Below are 16,953 nucleotides of genomic sequence, written 5' to 3'. Positions count from 1 at the left end.
CCAAATACCCACGCGTACGTTCCTGGCCTGTCCTTGTCGGGCACGAATTACATCTCGGCTCGAAACTCCGTGGCGCGTTGCTCACCGAGGTCCATCAGCTCTTGGAGGAACGAGGGGCTCCGGTCGACCTTCGTCGAGCAGTGGTACGCCCGTCCCATCTCGATTCGTCGAATCTTGGTCTTCGAAAAGTCGCTCTCTGGGAGGTGGCCGGCATCGATCCATTCGTTGACTCGTTCGATCACCCGCAGTTCCTGGTTCAGCGAGATGTTGCCCGCGAGTTCGTTGCGCCGGTCGGCGATCTCCTCGAGCGAGGTCGGTTCGCCTTCGCTTTCTTGCGGGTTGATCTGGATCACCCACAGCTCGTCGGGCTTCCGGTCTGTGCCGACCGTCATCAGATCGTCGACGGGGGGATTCTGCGAGAAGAGCCCGTCCCAGTGGTAGTGACCGTGGATCTCGACGGCCTCAAACATGGCTGGAACGGCTGCGGACGCCAGGATGGCCTCGGGTGTCACCTCTTCGTTCACGAACGTCTCGAAGATGCCAGCGTTGATATTGACCGTTCCGACGACGAGTTCGGGCGTGTTCCGGCTACAGAGGTCCGGAACCGAGTCGAAGTCTATGTGTCGTTCGAGCGTCTCCCGGATTTCGTCCTTGCCCACTTCCGAGCCGGGGATATCGTACGGGCTGACCTGAAGCATCGGCACGCCAGTGCTCCCAAGCCGCGACAGGCCGACGACGAAATTGTTCATGAATCGATCGAAGAAGCTAGATGCTGACAGGTCCTCCCAGATCGCGTCGAGCAGTTCTATCGCCCTGTCCTCGTCGGCCGTGACCAACCCGTACCAGGCCGCAAGCGCGTTGAAGGCGCCGCCGGAGGTCCCGCTGATGCCGACCAGTTCGTATTCGTCGTCCCACTCTCGGAGGAGCTCTTTCAGTACGCCGGCAGTGAATGCCGTGTGGCTGCCACCGCCTTGACACGCGATGGCGACCTTCGTCGGGTTTTGCTCACTCATAGGTCGTGGTGTAGCCGCCGTCCCAGAGCAGGTCGCCACCATTGAGGTGTTTGCCGTGACCGGAGAAGCCGAACACGAAGAGGTTCGCCACCTCGACAGGCGTCATCATCTCCTTCGTGCGGGCCTGTCCGAGCATCACGTCCTCGACGACCGCTTGCTTGGAGATGCCACGCTCCTCGGCGGTGTCCTCGATCTGGTTCACCATCAGCGGCGTGAGGACGTACCCGACGCTGACCGAAAATCCCCGAAGCGTCCCCTCGCCCTCGGCGGCGATCGACCGCGTGAGGCCGTTGAGGCCGTGCTTGGCGGTGATGTACGCGGGTTTATCCTGGGTCGCGTAGTGGCCGTGGACTGAAGACATGTTGCCGATCGCGCCGACCCCGTCGTCGGTGGCCCGGATGTGGGGCATCGCGAGTTTCGCGGTCAGGAACGGGGCCCGAAGCATGATGTCCAGGAGGAGGTCGTACTTCTCCATCGGGAATTCGGGAATCGACGCGATGTGTTGCATCCCGGCGATGTTCGCCACGTACCGCAGCTCTCCGTAGTCGGCTGCGGTATCGATCATCGACTCGACGTCGTCGTCGTCGGTGAGGTCAGTCAGAACGGGGTGAATCGTGCCAGGTACATCGAGTTCGTCGGCGAGATCGACGGTCTCTCCAAGACCGTCTTCGTCGATGTCCGCCCCGACGACGGAGAGTCCATTTGCCGCCAGTGCGACTGCCGTCGTTTGACCGATTCCAGAGGCTGCGCCCGTGACGACCGCGACAGTGTGTGGGCCGAAGTGGGGGTCATCCAGCACGAGGAGGTCGCCAGCGGTTACCTCCGGTTCTGAGAGGTCGAACGTATTGGTAGACATACTCGTTCAGGAGTACGCCGGCAGCGCGTAAAGAGGTGCGCCGAGCGTGTAACGCAGGAGCAACGCCAGTCAGTATTCCCCCGAGTTAACGGGTTATGTGTCCCTATGCAAGGAATTCGCTTGCGAGCACAATCACGCCGACGATGGCGAAGACGACACCGAGTGCCGGTTCCATGATCTCGCTGGGAACGTATTTCCCGACCCGGGTGCCGATCGTCCCGCCGATGAGAACCCCAGGAATCGACCACGCAACGACGTACCAGACGGGCGTAGCAGCGAGGGCGTGGACAGCTGCGCCGGCGATCGCGGCGATCGCGAGGACGAACACGCTCGTCGCGATTGCCACCCGTGGGGGCAGGCGACACCGGACAATCAGCTGGGTTGTCGTGATCTCCGGGAGGCCGGCGCTGATCAACCCGGTGATGAACCCGCCGGCGGTCGCCAGACCGAGGCCGGGCGGGCGCCAGCAGGTGTCGTAGGTGTACGTCTCGCCGTCCGTCGTCTCGATGGTCGTCGTGCCGCGTCTGGTGTTCTTCCGTTTCAGGAACTCACCTTCTCGCTCGCCCGGGACGCATTCTTCTGGTGGGTCGTAGTAGACGAGGAACGCGCCCAGGAGGAGGAGCCCGGCACCGAACGCGATCGTGAGGAGCGCCGTCGGCACGACGTGGGCGGCGAGCGCCCCGACCACGACGGCCGGGACCGCACCGATCAGGAGCCACTTCGCCGTGGCGTAATCGACGACCCCTTGTCGGACGTAGTTCAGCAATCCGTTGCCCATCCCAAACACCTCCGTCATGAGCCCCGCTCCGATTGCCTGCGAGGGGGACAGCCCGACGAGCAACATGAAGAATGGACTGAAGAACAACGCACCGGAGACGCCCGAAGCGAGCGCGACCAGCGAGAAGAGGATCGAAGCCGGGAACACCCACCAGTGGGCAAGGAACTGATCGACGGGGAATCCCGCCGGCACAGGTAACGATTGTAAGGCGACCGTCCCGACACCGAGACCATTGCCCGCTCCGAGTATCGGGAGGGCGAACACTCCCGACAGTCCAACTACTCCACCCACTGCGAGAACCTTTGACCGAATCATCCTCGCAGACTCCAGGGGGAGACTCGTTCGTCCGGACGCACGGTCAGCCCGCGTCACTGGTGATTCTGACCTCCAGAATTCCGCCTCCCATCAGTTCTATCAGTATGTTCCATCGTCTCCATCTATTCGAAGAGTGCCGACACGGTTTCCTCCTCAGGGGTCCAGCCGACGAACTCGCCGCCTTCGAACGGGAGATCGACGGAGGCGATGTAGTTACACAGCCCCACGTAGAAATCCACGAGCAGACCGAGCGCGACGATCTCGCCAGACGAGTAGTGCCGGGTCAGGGCGTCGTGAATCTGGTCGGTGACGGTCCCCGACTCGACGGCACGGGCGTACTGGAGTAGGACGAACTCGGCGTCGTCGAACATGGAGAGGTCGCCCCCGCCGATGGCTTGCATCTCCTGGATCGTGACGCCCTTGTCGCGGGCGATGTCGACGTGCTGGTGCCACTCGTAGCGAGCCCCACGGGCGCGGGCCACAGTCAGGATGACCAGCTCCTTGCGTCGCTGGCCGAGCTGGTCGTACAGGACGTTCAGGTACTCCAGCGTCGCCTCAAGGACCTCCGGGTTGTGCGCCCACGCCCGGAAGATGTGGCGATCGCCGAGGTACTCGTCGGTGAACAGGTGGTGATACTCCTCTGGGATGTCGTCTAATTCGAGTAGCGGGAGTCGTGACATGTGTGTCTGTGTAGTATGATTGGTGTAATCGTGGGTCTTGCGGGGATGTTCGCTTCGGCTCGCAAGTCGGTGTTCCCTTACGCGAGGATGCCCGCGCCGAGGAAGGCGCCGAGAACGACGCCGTAGATGACGTGGACGGTGCCGAACATCATCATCATGCCCTTATCGGGCTCCATCCCGATGATCATCCGCATCCAGAACATCATCCCTCCGATCATGAGGACGATGCCGTAGACGAGGCCGAGGCCGACGGCAACAGCGATGGAGTCGAGACTGAGCCCAATCAGCGGAACGCCGACCGCAAACACCGCGCCAGCGCCGATGCCGTAGACGAAGTGCAACACCATTCCCGGCATCGCGTAGTCCTCTGGCTCACCGCCAGCGAACTTCGCGACGAGCGCCGCCGTCGGCGGCGGCCCCCCATCGCCCATCATCATCGCGATGGTCATAACGATCGTTGCAACCACGCCGCCAGCGAGACCGGCAATAACTGATGCCATGTGTTCAGTTCTATCAGACGCACGATGACTACTAAACCACGATGCGGTCGTTGAACAGAGTCACACACCCGCACAAACAGCCGTGAGGAGGACGGGTACCGTGCGGAATCTAAGACCTGGAGAAAATGAAAGCGGCTATCGTGTGCATAGCTATACCTCGTTTTCTTATCCCCGGAACCGATCGTTGCCGGCCCGTACGACGACGGACATACGGCCCGGCGGTGCGATATCCGACCCGTTTGGTGTGGCTCACGGTAATACCCCGAACGATTAATCCGATCGAGTGTCATTAACTATCATGGATATTACGACGACAGAGACCACTGGATCGCCGGTCGAACTCGAGTTCGAGATCCGCGACCACAACTGTCTGTTCGTCCACGCGTCCGCAGTCACTGACTGTCGGGTCCAACTCGAACACATGGTCGACCGCTCCGACGACCGGCTGTTGGAGTTCTTCACCGTAGAGGGGACGCCGCCGGATCGCGTCCTGTCGATGGCCGAGGCGTCGAGTGCCATCGACGAAGCGCGGCTCGTCAGTCGCGGGCCCGACGGCGGGCTGTTCGAGTTTGTCGTCTCGGGCCCCTGCGTGACGCGAACGCTCGCCGATACGGGGGCTATCGCCCGGTCGGTGTCGGCCGAGAGCGGCGTCGGTGCGGTCCTGGCCGACGTCCCCGGTCACATCGAGGTCAGGCGGGTCGTCGAGCGATTCCGGGACAGGCATCCGAATTCTGAACTCCTGGCGTGCCGGGACACGGCGGAACCCATCCCGGTCCGGAGCGAGCGCGGCGTCCACGCGATGCTGGCCGACCGGCTCACCGACAAGCAACACGAGGTGCTCCGAACGGCCTACCTGAGCGGGTATTTCAGCTGGCCGCGGCGGACGACCGCAGAGGAATGTGCCGAGGCCCTCGGAATCTCCCAACCAACGTTTAGCCAGCACATCCGAACCGCGCAGGAGAAACTCCTGGATCGGCTGTTCGTCGACGCACCCGAGCGGTAGTCCGATCCCCCACGAGGCAGCCGGGGACCTGCCGTCCTATTCGAGGACAGACACTTGCTCGCCGTACGCTCCCTATTACCATAGGCACTACCCCTTTGGGCGCAACTGTACAATGTTCTCCAAGGAGTGCCTGTTCCGATGACAATACCCTACGACGAATGGACGGCAGCACAGGACAGCGCGACAGTCACCGTCGACGACCACGAGGTCGAGATGGCCTACCGCGACGAGGGAGCGGGCAATCCGGTGGTCTTCCTGCACGGGATCCCGACGAACTCGTACCTGTTCCGTGAGCAGTTCGAGGCGGTCGCGGCCGAGCGACGCGCCATCGCACCGGACATGGTCGGCTACGGGAACTCCGAGATGACCGACGGGTTCGACCGTTCGATCCGCGCCCAGGAGCTGGCGGTCCGGGACCTCGTCGACCAGCTGGGATTCGACACGATCGATTTCGTCGGTCACGACCTGGGCGGTGGTGTTGGCCTGCGCTACGCTGCCCGGACGCCCGAGGCGATTGATCGACTAGTGCTGTCGAACTCCGTCGCCTACGACTCCTGGCCGATCCAGACGATCACCGACCTTGGACTGCCCGAGACAGCCCGCGAGACCAGCGTCGAGGAGTTGCAGGAGATGCTCGACGGCCTCTTCCGACAGACGCTGTTCGGCGACGATCACGACGAGGCGTTCCTCGACGGGATGAAGACGCCGTGGTCCTCCGAGGCGAGCGTCACCTCCGTCGTGCGCAACGCGAGCGCGACGAACACGAGCCACACCACCGAGGTCGACCCGAGCGACGTAACCGCCGAGACGCTCCTGCTGTGGGGGACCGAAGACGAGTTCCAGCCGATCGAGTGGGCCGAGCGTCTCGAGGGCGACATCGCCACCTGCGAACTGATCGGTCTCGAGGCCAACCACTGGGTCCCCGAGGACCGGACGGTCGAATTCACCGACCATCTGACCGGGTTCCTGCTGTAGCCGGCCACCGGCGGCCTGTCCGTGCACCGCCTTCGATGCCCTCGTGTTTTTGCATCCGGGCGACGGAGCGTGCGTATGGAGAAGGTCCGTATCGACGAGGTCGAAAACAGCCTTCAGCCCGCGGCCGTGATGCGTCCGCTCACCGACGCCCTCGGCGCGACCGATCTCGCGATCAACTACTACGAACTCGAACCCGGGGACAGTTTCGCGTTCGCCTACCACAGCCACGAGATCCAGGAGGAGGTCTTCTACGTCCAGGAGGGAACAGCCACTTTCGAGACCGAGGACGGCCCCGTCGAGGTCGCGGGGGGCGAAGTCGTCCGGTTCGGTCCCGAGGAGTTCCAGCGCGGCTGGAACCGGAGCGACGAACGGGTCCGCGCGCTCGCGCTCGGCGCGCCGCTTGAGTACGGCACCCAGCCGAAACTGCGATACTGCCCGGACTGCGAGGAGGAGACCGACAACCGGCTCGCTCGAACCGACGACGACGCGGCAGTCGTCGCGTACTGCGAGCGCTGCGGGGCTGAAACGGGACGGTGGTACGAGGGGTCGATGGACGGGGAGGTGCCCTGACCCCGATTCCGAACCCGATCAGGGCGTGATGACGGCGCGGCCGTCGATCTCGCGGTGTTCGAGCTTCTCGGCGACGGTGTTGACCTCCTCAAGATCGTAGCGGCTGGTGTGCAGGTCGACCTCGCCCTGTTCGACCAGCGAGACGAGTTCCTGGAGTTCGGCGTAGCGCCCGACGATATTGCCCACGAAGGAGAACTCGCCGTTGACCAGCGCCTGGGCGGGTTCGTGGATGTGCCCGCCGTAGCCGATGATGTGGTGGTCGCCGCCGGCCGCGGTGATGTCTGGCGCGTATTCGGTGGTGACGTCAGCCCCGACGAAGTCCATCACCTGGGCCGCGCCCGTGCCGTCGGTGACGCTGTCGACCACCTCCCGCAGGTCGTCATCGGAGGGGTTGACCAGATGATCCGCGCCGTAGCCGTCGGCCAGTTCCAGGGCGGAGTCTTTGAGGTCGACGGCGGTGATCTGGGCCGCACTCATGGCGTCGACACACTGCAGGCCGATGTGGCCGAGGCCGCCGATGCCGATGATGACGGCGTGATCCCCCGGGTTGAGTTCGTCGACGACCTTCTTCGCTGCGTGGTAGGCGGTGATCCCCGCGTCGGCGTGGGGCGCGATGTCGATGGGATCGACATCGCCGGGGAGCGGGATGACCGCCCGCTCGTTGGTGAGGAGGTAGTCGGCGAACCCGCCGTCGGTCGTCAGCCCGTTGAACGACTGGTTCTCACAGTACATCGTCTCTCCCTGGCGGCAGGGCCGGCAGGTACCGCAGGTCTGGACGGGGTGGCAGATCACCTTGTCGCCCTCCGAAACTAGCTGGACCTCTTCGCCGGTTTCGACGACTTCACCGGCGTTCTCGTGGCCCAGGGTCATCGGGAGTGGCTGTGGGACGTACTGCTCCCACATCCCCTCGATGATGTGGTTGTCCGTCTGGCACCAGCCCGCACCCTCGACCTCGACGAGAACGTGGTCCGAGCGGTCGATCTCGGGGCGGTCGATCGCTTCTACTGTGAGTCCCTCTCTCATGTCGTCGGTGTACTCGTGTAATCTGGCTGCGTCCATGGTCCGTCTGTCACGACGCTGTCGACCGGCCTAAGCGGTCTGCCTATGAGTATTGGTAAAACGACTATCGGTGTGTGTTACCATGGTACAAAAGCCATGTACACACACAATGGCGAGGACGTGTTCGTGATCGACGGGCACATCCACCTCTGGGACGCCAGGGAGGAGAACATCATCCACGAGGGCGGCGAACAGTTCATCCAGTGCTTCCACGATTATCACACGGGATTCACGCCCGAGGAGGAGCAGTGGGACATGGACACGTATCGGAACTACGGGGCCGAACGGATGGTCGAGGACCTCTTCCGTGACGGCTACGTCGACATGGGCATCTTCCAGCCGACGTACCTGACGGACTTTTACGACGAGGGGTTCAACACGACTGGCCAGAACGCCGAGCTCGCCGAGGAATATCCCGAGCGGTTCGTGCTGAACGGGAGTTTTGACCCCCGGGACGGCGACGAGGGCATCGCGCACCTCGAACGGCTCAAGGATGACTACGACATCCAGGGCGTGAAGCTCTACACGGCGGAGTGGCGCGGCGACTCGAAGGGCTGGCGCCTCGACAGCGACGAGGCCTTTCGCTTCCTCGATAAGTGCGTCGAACTCGGCATTGAGAACATTCACGCGCACAAGGGGCCGACCATCCGGCCGCTGAACCGCGACGCCTTCGACGTGGGCGACGTCGACGACGCCGCGTCCTCGTTCCCGGAACTCAACTTCATCGTCGAGCACATCGGCTTCCCGCGGGTTGACGACTTCTGTCACATCGCGACCCAGGAGACCAACGTGTACGGCGGCCTCGCCGTCGCGGCTCCGTTTGCCCAGAGCCGTCCCCGGAAGTTCGCCGAGATGATGGGGGAACTGCTGTTCTGGGTCGGCGAGGACAACATTCTCTTCGGCAGCGACTACGCCATCTGGGAGCCCGACTGGCTCATCCCCGCAGTCATGGACGCCGAACTGACCCAGGACGAACGCGCCGAGTATGGCGTCGAACTCTCCCCGGAGGTCAAGCGCAAGTTCATGGGCGAGAACGCTGCGCGACTGTACGATATCGACATCGAGGCGAAGAAAGAACAGTTCAAGGACGACGCGATCAGTCGGGAGTTCGATCTCGGAGATACCTACGAGGAGGCCTCGGCGGACTGATCCATGGGAACGACAGACTCACCCGCGGACGCGACGGAGACGCCCGTCGATCCCGACGCCATCCGCGAACGTCTCGACAGGGTCAACGATCCCGAACTCGACCGCTCGATCGTCGAGTTACAGTACATCGACGACATAGACATCGACGGCGGATCGGTGACCGTCACGTTCGTCCTGCCGACGGCCTGGTGTTCGCCCGCGTTCGCGTGGATGATGGCGACGGGTATCCGCGACGAAGTGCGGGCGCTCCCGGGCGTCACCGACGTCACCGTTCGCTTGCCGGACCACATGCACGGCGAGCAGATCACGACCGGCGTTAACCGGGAACAGTCCTTCGAATCGATCTTCGAGGACGCCGAAGACGGCATCGCTGACGTTCGGCGGAAGCTGGACGAGAAGGCGCGGTTCGCCCGACAGTACGACGCGATCCGGGCACTCCGGGACTCCGGTCTCGACCCCGACCAGATTGTGTCGCTGACGCGGGACGACATCGACCTCGAATTCCGATCAGCTGCGGTGGCGGTCTCGGTTCGGGACGGGGTGCTGACGGTCACTGCTCCGCGCGAACCGCTATCCGAGTACCTCGAGAAGGCCAGGGCGACCGGTCTCGTCACGGACGGGACCGACCGCCTGTTCGCCGACCGAGACGGTTCGCCGCTAGACCCGGAGCCCGAGGCGTTCGAGTTCTCCCTTCGGGACGCCCGCCTCGCCGTCTCGAACATCGAGGGCCAGGCGACGATCTGTGCATCGCTCCACGAGTCCCGCAACGACGTCACTATCGACGAACCCGGCGACTGAGAGTGATTGCTGTACCGGTTCGTCGGCGCGATCGCCTGTCATCCGGCGATCGATCCGGAATAGTACTCATTGGGATCTGTCTCTCGGACAGCGAACCGACGAGAGACTGCCGCCGAGCGTAGCTATTTTACTGTCGGCTGCATCGTTCAGTGCATGAGCGACGAGGCCAAACTCCACGAGTACGAAGTCGTCGTGATCGGCGGCGGGCCCGCCGGAATGACAGCAGCACTCTACAGCACGCGACTCGGACACGATACGGCCGTCGTCAACCGTGGTGGCGGACGAGCGGCGATGATGCAGGAGGTCCACAACCTCCTGGGCGTGAAAGAGGAGACGAGTGGGGCGGAGTTTCTCGGCATCGGGCAAGAACAGCTTACGGGGTACGGGTGTGATATCCACCGCGACATGGTCACGAGCTGTTCGCGACCCGACTCGGACGGAATTCGGCTCTCCGGCAACAGCGCGGAGTACGAGGCGAACCGTGTCGTTCTCGCGACCGGGTTCAACGACGTTCGGCCGGAGCCGCCACTGCCGCGAACCGGCCGCGGCCTCCACTACTGTCTGCACTGTGACGCCCACATGTTCGTCGACGAACCGGTGTACGTAATGGGACATGCCGAGAGCGCCGCACACGTCGCGGGCATCATGCTGAATTTCACCGACGAGGTCGACCTGCTCACTCGCGGTAACGATCCCGAGTGGAGTGAGAAGACCGCCGAGATGCTCGAGAATCACCCGATCGACGTCATACACGACGATGTCTCGGGGATCCAGAACGGCGAGGACGGCTGGCTGAAAGCCCTCGAGTTTGAGGACGGGACTGTCCGGGAGTACAAAGGCGGCTTCGCAATGTACGGCGCCGAATACAACAACGGGCTCGCCAGGGAGCTCGGGTGTGACATCAACGACGACGGCACGATCGAGGTGGACGACCACGGGCGGACGTCAGTCGACCACGTCTACGCCGTCGGCGACTGTACGCCGGGCCACAATCAGATTCCAGTCGCCCTCGGTCAGGGCGCAAAAGCCGGAATCGACGTCCACTTCCAGCTCCGAGACTTCCCGAGAGACCCCGAACTCCTCGAGGAGCAGGGACCGGTGCGTTCTGAAGAGGTTCCCGGGATTCCGGACGAACTGCTCGAACAGGCCGTCGACTTCCACACGTACGGGAAGTGAAACCGTTCCAGCGGATGCAGAGCGGTTAGACTGACTCTTTGGATTCGTCGATAGCACACTCGTCGTCCCGACAGTTCGTCGCCTTCCGCAACACGTCGAGGCCAGGCGGTTCGTCAGGACTGCGAACTGCCCACACACTGGATGACACGATCGGCATCGACGACGAACATAGCCCGACGCGAGACCTCGCGATGGTTCTCGGATTTCTCCGTTAGTACCTTCTCGCACTGTGTCTTCGCCTCGTTATCGCACTCGTCAACTACGAACGCAGAGACAACCCCAAGAGCACCGTTGTCAAGGTGTGAGACCGATTACAACACTCTCTGTTATTTATTGCCGGACGAGTCCCAGAACACGCCCGGTGGCTTCTGGTCAGGGTTCTCGTCGAGAGAGTCCCGTTTCGTCGCGTTGGCGTCCTCGATTAGTGCGGCTGCTTCACCGGCCCAAATATATAACCCAATCAGCGTCTCGCGTCGACTCTGTTCAAGATCAACCGAGTGGTATACGTAGACCACGCCGCCACCCTCGCGGTTCAACTCTGATCGCCGGAGCAGACCCAGGTCAACGAGATTATTGAGATACCGCGTGACCGTACTTCGGTCGTAGCCCATCGATTCGGCGACCTCGTTTGCGGATAGCGGCCCGTCGCTGATGACACGCAGACAGATGTCGTTGCCGGCCTTCGGAAGGCCGAACGCCTGGAGCAACACCTGTTCGATATCCGGGGGCTTCACACTCATCTCTCCGTCCCTCACGCGCTCCATCGGCTGGTCGTGACAGGACATCGCCGGTTCGTCGCGTCCGACCGCGAGGACGACGTTATCACAGCTTGAGCATTCGTAGAGATCGTATCGACTTGACTCCGGGTCGTACGCCACCTCTTCAGGATCTTCTGCGGATTGGTGTAGTTCGTTTCCTGATAAAGAGAGTGTCATACAATAGTCCTCATTTTTGTGTGGAACTATAACAACCCCCATAGTCACCCATTTAATAGTATTGGTAAATACAGTCACAACACGACGAATCTGTGTGTTCGTCAGCACCGGTGGCCGATACGTACGCGCACCTACGTACAGGAGGAGTCACCAGATAGTCGTCTGAACTCAAGCCATACGAATAGTTCTACGACAACTTAGTCGGGTCAACTGCCCCGCGCACGGTGGCGCGGGGCTTGTCAGTGAACTCGGCCTCTGCCAACACTCAGTCGGACGGGACAAATCCCCGATTCGGCGTCACTGTTCCTGACTTCAGAGCGAGTTGACTGTCGCCCGTCCGCCGAGACGACTGTAGGCCCCGGCGGACAAACCGCCATCCGACATTCTTCGCACCCACGTAATCCGCGTTCTGCGTCGCACCGCACGATTCACACTCGAACTCGGCCTGCCGTACACGGTTCCCCTCACTCGTATGCCCGCACTCAGGGCACCGCCGCGACGTATTTCGAGGTGACACAAACTCCACACAGATGCCTTCGGCCTCGGCCTTATACTCGACGAGGTCAACGAGTTGACGGTGCGCCCACTGGTGGAACTCTTTGATAGGCGGCGCACGCTCTCGGATGTGTTTCAGATTCTCGAACGCGATGTACTCACAGTCATGGTCGAGTGCTTCTTGGAGAATCCGATTCGCAACCTGATGCAGTTGATCGCGGACGTACCGTGACTCTCGGCCATTCATCTGCTGCATAGTTCGATGGGCCGACTGTGTCCCCGTCTGCTGAAGTTCGCCGCGAATCCGCTCGAACTCTCGATGCTGGTGCCGGAGTTCTCTGCCGGAGGCGAAGTACGCTGTGCTGGTGGTGGCGATGTTGACGATGCCGAGATCAACGCCGAGAACTGTCCTGTCCTCGTCGTCATCTTGCACCGCAACCTGCTTCGCCGGTTTGTCCTTTCGGAAACCGAGATGCAAATAGTACTCCCCGTCACGCTTCGAGAGCGTGGATTCTGTCATCTCCCAGTCGTCGTCTTCGAGGTAGGCGTGCTGATAGCCGTCTTTTTCGTCCGGGAGGTTCAGGCCACATCGAATCCGGCCATCGACGGTGGTCAGTGAGACTGAGCTGTCATCGAACAGCGTCATCGTCCGCGTGTCGTATTTTACCGTGTTGCTAGTGAACGTTGGTCGGGATGTTTTGTAGTCTTCGTCTAGATCTTCGATTTCCTCGACACCCGAAAGCGCGGCTGCGGCTTGGTGGGTGGCGAGAATGACGTGCTGACTCCCGAGATGGGTCTCCTCGCGCACGTCATCGTATGTGAGGTCCTGGAGATAGGTTTTCCGCGTTTCCCCGTGGTCCCATCCGATTCGGCTACTGATGTTGCAGGCAGTCTTCCACTCGCCGATTGTCGCGTCGAGCAACTCCTGTTGCTCGTCGGTAAGGATGGGGCGGGTAATCGCGGTACGTCTCAGATACTCATCGTCTGCCACACCCTTCAATAAACAAGAGAGGTACTTAATAGCGAGTGGTTTGTGTCACAGCGTGTCGGCTTCAACCCCGCCCACGGTGGGGCGGGGAATCCGCCTCGGTATTCTTTTGAAAATTGAAAGAATAGCTGGGACCACTGTCCAGCCCTGACCCGTGTATTCCGAGAATCCCTGCATTTCGACTGTCCCGGAGGCTGCTCCAGGGAGCGTGAAATCCGGTGTCCCCCTGCCGACACGAATCATGCGAACCAGTAGCGTAACTACGGACTTCAAGAAGCGAAGGGCCCCGCAACGACGTCACACAGAAGCGACGCCTGCTCACTGTTCAAGTCGAATCCAGTCGTCGTCTCCGAACGGCGGTTCATACTCTATTCCGAGCCGCTCGTACACGGTTCGAGGGATACTGATATCCGCGAGATAAAGCTTCCCTGCAAGGGCATCGAGCCCCGTTTTCGGAAGAGCAAGGGTGACCGTGCGGGCTGGCGAAACTGCCTCGCCCAGTGGCTCGCCAGAAGTAGCGTCGATACCGGACGGAACGTCGAGTGAGACAGTCGGACCAGATAGGCCATTCATCCGGTCGATGTACGCATCCGCCGGTGGCCGGACGTCACCACTGAGTCCGTAGCCGATCAGTGCGTCGACGATGGTTGTCCGTTCGGCGACGTCGGCGAGTGATTCGACACCGGAAGTGACTGAGACACCCATCTCGTCGAGAATGTGGTACTGGTGAGCCGCCGCGCCACTCAGTTCCTCTGATGGTCTGTCCAGAACCACTCGAACGGGGACATCTCTATTAGCGAGGTGTCGTGCACAGGTGAGTCCACCACCGCCGTTCCCACCGTTCCCAGCAACAACCACCACGTCGCTCTCTCGAACGTCACGTACGTGCCAGGCAAGTATACGACCTGCATTCTCCATCATCTGGAGTAACTGTAACCCGACATCCTCGACGGCGTCACGGTCGACGTCTCGCATCTCGTCGGCGGTGACCGCGGTGACCGACCGCCCAGTCGACGTGCGAAACGAGTTTCGGGACATGTCTCAGTCATGGTAGAGCAGGGACAAATACCTCGCCAGTGGCGTCCGAAGCGGGCGAAACCCTCCTGCCTCCAATGCGGCTGTTCAGAGCTGTTAGGCCTTGTTGAAACCCTCGATCAGGTCCTCGGTGAGGAGGTCTTCGACAGTCATGTAGACGATTTCATCGTCCGCGCCGGCGAAGAACTCCAAGACGCGTTCCGTGACCGCAGTCTGTCCGTCGACCGTCCAGACGCCGCGCTGTTCGGCCCGACGTTCGACGGGTTCGATTTCACTCAGCGCCGTCTGGAGGATTTCCGTGCGGTGCTGGAGTTCGTGTTCGAACGTCCGACTCGCGGTTTCGGCGGAGATCGCCCAGAACTGCTTGGGCGAGGCTTGGAGGATATCGACGAGTCCCCGGTCGTGTAACTCGTCGATCGCATCGTATACTCTGGTGCGGGGCACCTCTGACACCTGGCTGACGTCTCTGGCAGTCCCCGTGCCGAGGCTGGCAAGTGCGACGAACGTCCGCGCGGCGTAGGCACTCAACCCGAACCGTTCGAGTTGCTCGATCGCGGCGGTCTGTGGATCTTCGATCGGATCACTGCTCATCGATCAGGTGGATGTGGGTCATTGTGAGCCCAGCCACGGAGAGTGGCTGGGCCGGCACGCAACAGTACGGTGGTTGGGACACTGAACTGAACTGCGTGCCGATGGAAGGATTAGCTTCCACCCGGTATATCTCTTTTGTGATTAAACGGGTTACTTTTCGATTTCTAGTTTATCTATGCTTTGACGCGGTACAATCCTGGACCATCTATTGTAACTGAAAAAATCACAACGAATTCGAAAGGGCGTCTCTGCGGCGGATTCGGACGCTTATATTCCCCCTGTCACGTCTCATCCGCACTAGCCGTCATGACAGGAGTGACAATGCCTATCCGTGTCGGGAGCGAACGTTCAGAGAATCGCCGGGGAACTCCCCGTGAGGTTGGGACACATGACCACTAATAATAGTCTGGAGGAAGCGATCGAAGTCCTCCAGCAACTCGGCTTGAAAGAGTACGAGGCGCGATGCTTCGTCGGCTTGTCCCGTCTCCACACGGGTACAGCGAAGCAATTGAGTGAGATGACGGAGGTTCCTCGGACGCGGGTGTACGACGCGATTCGCGTGCTGGAGGCACAAGGTCTGGTCGAGATTCAGCACTCGAGCCCCCAGCAATTCCGGGCGGTTCCACTCGACGAGGCGACCGAGACCCTGCGCGACCAGTACGAAAACCGCGTCGAGCGACTCCACGATGCGCTGGACACGGTCGAAATCGTCGAGCACAAAGACGAGACTCCCGTCCAGCAGATATGGGCGATGTCCGGACGGGACGCGATCGAAAATCGGACGGACCAACTCATCGAGGACGCATCCGAGGAGGTCGTACTGGTCCTGGGCGACGAGTCACTGCTGACCGAGGACCTCGTTGCCACCCTCAACGAGGTCGGCAATGGGGTCGACCTTCTCATCGGCGCGCTGACGGAGTCGCTTCAAGAGCAGATCCAGACGGCCGTGCCGGACGCTATGACATTCATCTCTGGGTTAGAGTGGTTACACGGTGAGAATGCTACTGCAGACGAGACGGCAATCGGCAGGCTCCTGCTGGTCGACCGCTCGACGATCCTCGTGAGTTCACTCATGACAGACACCAAGGAAGAACAAGCGATATTCGGCGAAGGATTCGGGAATGGGCTGGTCGTCATCGCTCGGCGGCTCATGGCAGAAGGGTTGCTGACCGCCCACGATCCCAAGCAGTAATCTCGCGACGAGCAACTATTAGCTACTCCGTCAGCGGACGCGACTGTCAGAGTGTTCCTGATCGCGTTCGTCGCTGAAACGGTCTTCTAGCAACTGGAGCGTGAGATACTCGCCATTGTCGATCGTGATGCAACAATTGTTGTATATGAACGAGAGGCGGCCGCCTGTCCGAGGAGTTCCGCCGTACCGCGGGTCGAACAACGAATCTAACGCAGTCGGATCGACGACATCCGCCAGTGGTCGAAGAAAACACGGTTCACGGCCTTCAACTGCGCTCACCGCGCGTACGACGGCCGTGCTGACCGATTCCTCCGGCCCGATTTCGTACTCCACAGATTTGATTCGTGCTAGACGACGAAAAGTCCCGGAGATTTTCACCCAATTCATCAAAACAAGTCTCGGATGGACGAGTTGGATACGCGTGTTGGTACTGCTCGTGTCGGTGGAGTCGAAAATAACGCATCATAGCCCCGCTAAACCCGGTATGATCTCAACTCCCAAGCGTCAGTCATTCCTCAGTGCTGTTGTGGAACGAGATTGCAGACCCGGCCAATGCTTATGCCCTTTTTCAACCGACTACTGAACGGGGCGTCCTGTCACACGCTCCCGCCCCCTTGATGATGAGCGACGATTCACGCCTCGGCGTGTGCCCGAACTGTGGTCACGATATCCAGCCGATAGACGAGCTGATCACATACGAACGGTCGGATAACTCGATCGGGGTGTTCGCCGAGTGCCCCTCGTGTACAGCGGTAATCGCCCCACGGTAGCGGAGCCATTTGTCCCGCGTTCTACTGATTCGAGTGTGGGAAAGAACCGAACGGCGGCGCAGATGATTATTACTC

General features: G+C 61.3%; 18 protein-coding genes and 1 pseudogene. 8 read left to right on the top strand and 11 right to left on the bottom strand.

What is annotated here, in order from left to right; all coding sequences use genetic code 11:
- Positions 1-47: 47 nt before the first annotated feature.
- The 5 genes from OB916_RS08535 to OB916_RS08515 form a co-directional block, all read right to left on the bottom strand.
- Positions 48-1,013, bottom strand: coding sequence for a patatin-like phospholipase family protein (locus OB916_RS08535; RefSeq protein ID WP_315908872.1), 966 nt, complete (start codon positions 1,011-1,013; stop codon positions 48-50).
- Positions 1,006-1,869, bottom strand: coding sequence for an SDR family oxidoreductase (locus OB916_RS08530; protein WP_315908871.1), 864 nt, complete (start codon positions 1,867-1,869; stop codon positions 1,006-1,008). Before OB916_RS08530 ends, OB916_RS08535 begins: the two co-directional genes overlap by 8 nt.
- Before the next feature lie 103 nt (positions 1,870-1,972).
- Positions 1,973-2,938, bottom strand: coding sequence for a sulfite exporter TauE/SafE family protein (locus tag OB916_RS08525; RefSeq protein WP_315908870.1), 966 nt, complete (start codon positions 2,936-2,938; stop codon positions 1,973-1,975).
- Positions 2,939-3,084: 146 nt separating this feature from the next.
- Positions 3,085-3,642, bottom strand: a complete 558-nt coding sequence (locus OB916_RS08520; protein WP_315908869.1) for a carboxymuconolactone decarboxylase family protein — start codon at positions 3,640-3,642, stop codon at positions 3,085-3,087.
- A gap of 77 nt (positions 3,643-3,719) precedes the next feature.
- Entirely contained in the window at positions 3,720-4,142 is a 423-nt protein-coding gene (locus OB916_RS08515) for a hypothetical protein (RefSeq protein ID WP_315908868.1), read from the bottom strand.
- 298 nt (positions 4,143-4,440) lie between these two features.
- Between OB916_RS08515 and OB916_RS08510 the strand changes: the two genes are divergently transcribed.
- From OB916_RS08510 to OB916_RS08500, 3 genes are all read left to right on the top strand, one after another.
- Positions 4,441-5,145 carry a bacterio-opsin activator domain-containing protein gene (locus tag OB916_RS08510; RefSeq protein ID WP_315908867.1) on the top strand — a complete coding sequence of 235 codons (705 nt, stop codon included), beginning with the start codon at positions 4,441-4,443 and terminating at the stop codon, positions 5,143-5,145.
- Positions 5,146-5,289: 144 nt separating this feature from the next.
- Positions 5,290-6,120: an alpha/beta fold hydrolase gene (locus OB916_RS08505; protein WP_390884068.1), complete on the top strand. Its 831-nt coding sequence runs from the start codon at positions 5,290-5,292 to the stop codon at positions 6,118-6,120.
- Between the two features lie 75 nt (positions 6,121-6,195).
- Positions 6,196-6,690 (top strand): cupin domain-containing protein, encoded by a 495-nt coding sequence (locus OB916_RS08500; protein WP_315908865.1) that lies wholly within the window; start codon positions 6,196-6,198, stop codon positions 6,688-6,690.
- 18 nt (positions 6,691-6,708) lie between these two features.
- Here the strand turns inward: OB916_RS08500 and OB916_RS08495 are convergent, their stop codons facing one another.
- A complete protein-coding gene (locus OB916_RS08495; protein WP_315908864.1) occupies positions 6,709-7,749 on the bottom strand; it encodes an NAD(P)-dependent alcohol dehydrogenase in 1,041 nt (346 codons plus the stop codon).
- A gap of 96 nt (positions 7,750-7,845) precedes the next feature.
- Between OB916_RS08495 and OB916_RS08490 the strand changes: the two genes are divergently transcribed.
- The 3 genes from OB916_RS08490 to OB916_RS08480 all read left to right on the top strand — a co-directional run bounded on the left by OB916_RS08490 (position 7,846) and on the right by OB916_RS08480 (position 10,872).
- Positions 7,846-8,898 carry an amidohydrolase family protein gene (locus OB916_RS08490; RefSeq protein WP_315908863.1) on the top strand — a complete coding sequence of 351 codons (1,053 nt, stop codon included), beginning with the start codon at positions 7,846-7,848 and terminating at the stop codon, positions 8,896-8,898.
- Between the two features lie 3 nt (positions 8,899-8,901).
- Complete coding sequence (locus tag OB916_RS08485; protein ID WP_315908862.1) at positions 8,902-9,696, top strand: iron-sulfur cluster assembly protein; 795 nt, start codon at positions 8,902-8,904, stop codon at positions 9,694-9,696.
- Positions 9,697-9,849: 153 nt separating this feature from the next.
- On the top strand, positions 9,850-10,872 hold the full coding sequence (locus OB916_RS08480; protein WP_315908861.1) for an NAD(P)/FAD-dependent oxidoreductase: 1,023 nt from the start codon (positions 9,850-9,852) through the stop codon (positions 10,870-10,872).
- Positions 10,873-11,198: 326 nt separating this feature from the next.
- Here the strand turns inward: OB916_RS08480 and OB916_RS08475 are convergent, their stop codons facing one another.
- From OB916_RS08475 to OB916_RS08460, 4 genes and pseudogenes are all read right to left on the bottom strand, one after another.
- Entirely contained in the window at positions 11,199-11,807 is a 609-nt protein-coding gene (locus tag OB916_RS08475) for a MarR family transcriptional regulator (protein ID WP_315908860.1), read from the bottom strand.
- Between the two features lie 265 nt (positions 11,808-12,072).
- Positions 12,073-13,293 carry an RNA-guided endonuclease InsQ/TnpB family protein gene (locus tag OB916_RS08470; RefSeq protein WP_315908859.1) on the bottom strand — a complete coding sequence of 407 codons (1,221 nt, stop codon included), beginning with the start codon at positions 13,291-13,293 and terminating at the stop codon, positions 12,073-12,075.
- Between the two features lie 315 nt (positions 13,294-13,608).
- Positions 13,609-14,328, bottom strand: coding sequence for an NAD(P)H-hydrate epimerase (locus OB916_RS08465; RefSeq protein WP_315908858.1), 720 nt, complete (start codon positions 14,326-14,328; stop codon positions 13,609-13,611).
- A 96-nt stretch (positions 14,329-14,424) separates the two neighbouring features.
- Positions 14,425-14,916: pseudogene (locus OB916_RS08460) on the bottom strand (TrmB family transcriptional regulator); the annotation flags it as partial.
- A gap of 388 nt (positions 14,917-15,304) precedes the next feature.
- Between OB916_RS08460 and OB916_RS08455 the strand changes: the two are divergent.
- Complete coding sequence (locus tag OB916_RS08455; RefSeq protein ID WP_315908856.1) at positions 15,305-16,108, top strand: TrmB family transcriptional regulator; 804 nt, start codon at positions 15,305-15,307, stop codon at positions 16,106-16,108.
- A gap of 30 nt (positions 16,109-16,138) precedes the next feature.
- Here OB916_RS08455 and OB916_RS08450 read toward each other — a convergent pair whose 3' ends face one another.
- Positions 16,139-16,441: a HalOD1 output domain-containing protein gene (locus OB916_RS08450; RefSeq protein WP_315908855.1), complete on the bottom strand. Its 303-nt coding sequence runs from the start codon at positions 16,439-16,441 to the stop codon at positions 16,139-16,141.
- A 284-nt stretch (positions 16,442-16,725) separates the two neighbouring features.
- Between OB916_RS08450 and OB916_RS17085 the strand changes: the two genes are divergently transcribed.
- On the top strand, positions 16,726-16,878 hold the full coding sequence (locus tag OB916_RS17085; RefSeq protein ID WP_449267323.1) for a DUF7837 family putative zinc-binding protein: 153 nt from the start codon (positions 16,726-16,728) through the stop codon (positions 16,876-16,878).
- The last annotated feature ends 75 nt before the right edge of the window (positions 16,879-16,953 follow it).

It is taken from the genome of Halapricum hydrolyticum (assembly GCF_025517535.1).
Classification (GTDB): Archaea; Halobacteriota; Halobacteria; order Halobacteriales; family Haloarculaceae; genus Halapricum; species Halapricum hydrolyticum.
Note: the sequence above shows the minus strand (reverse complement) of the source record. Positions and strands in the feature narration are given on the sequence as shown.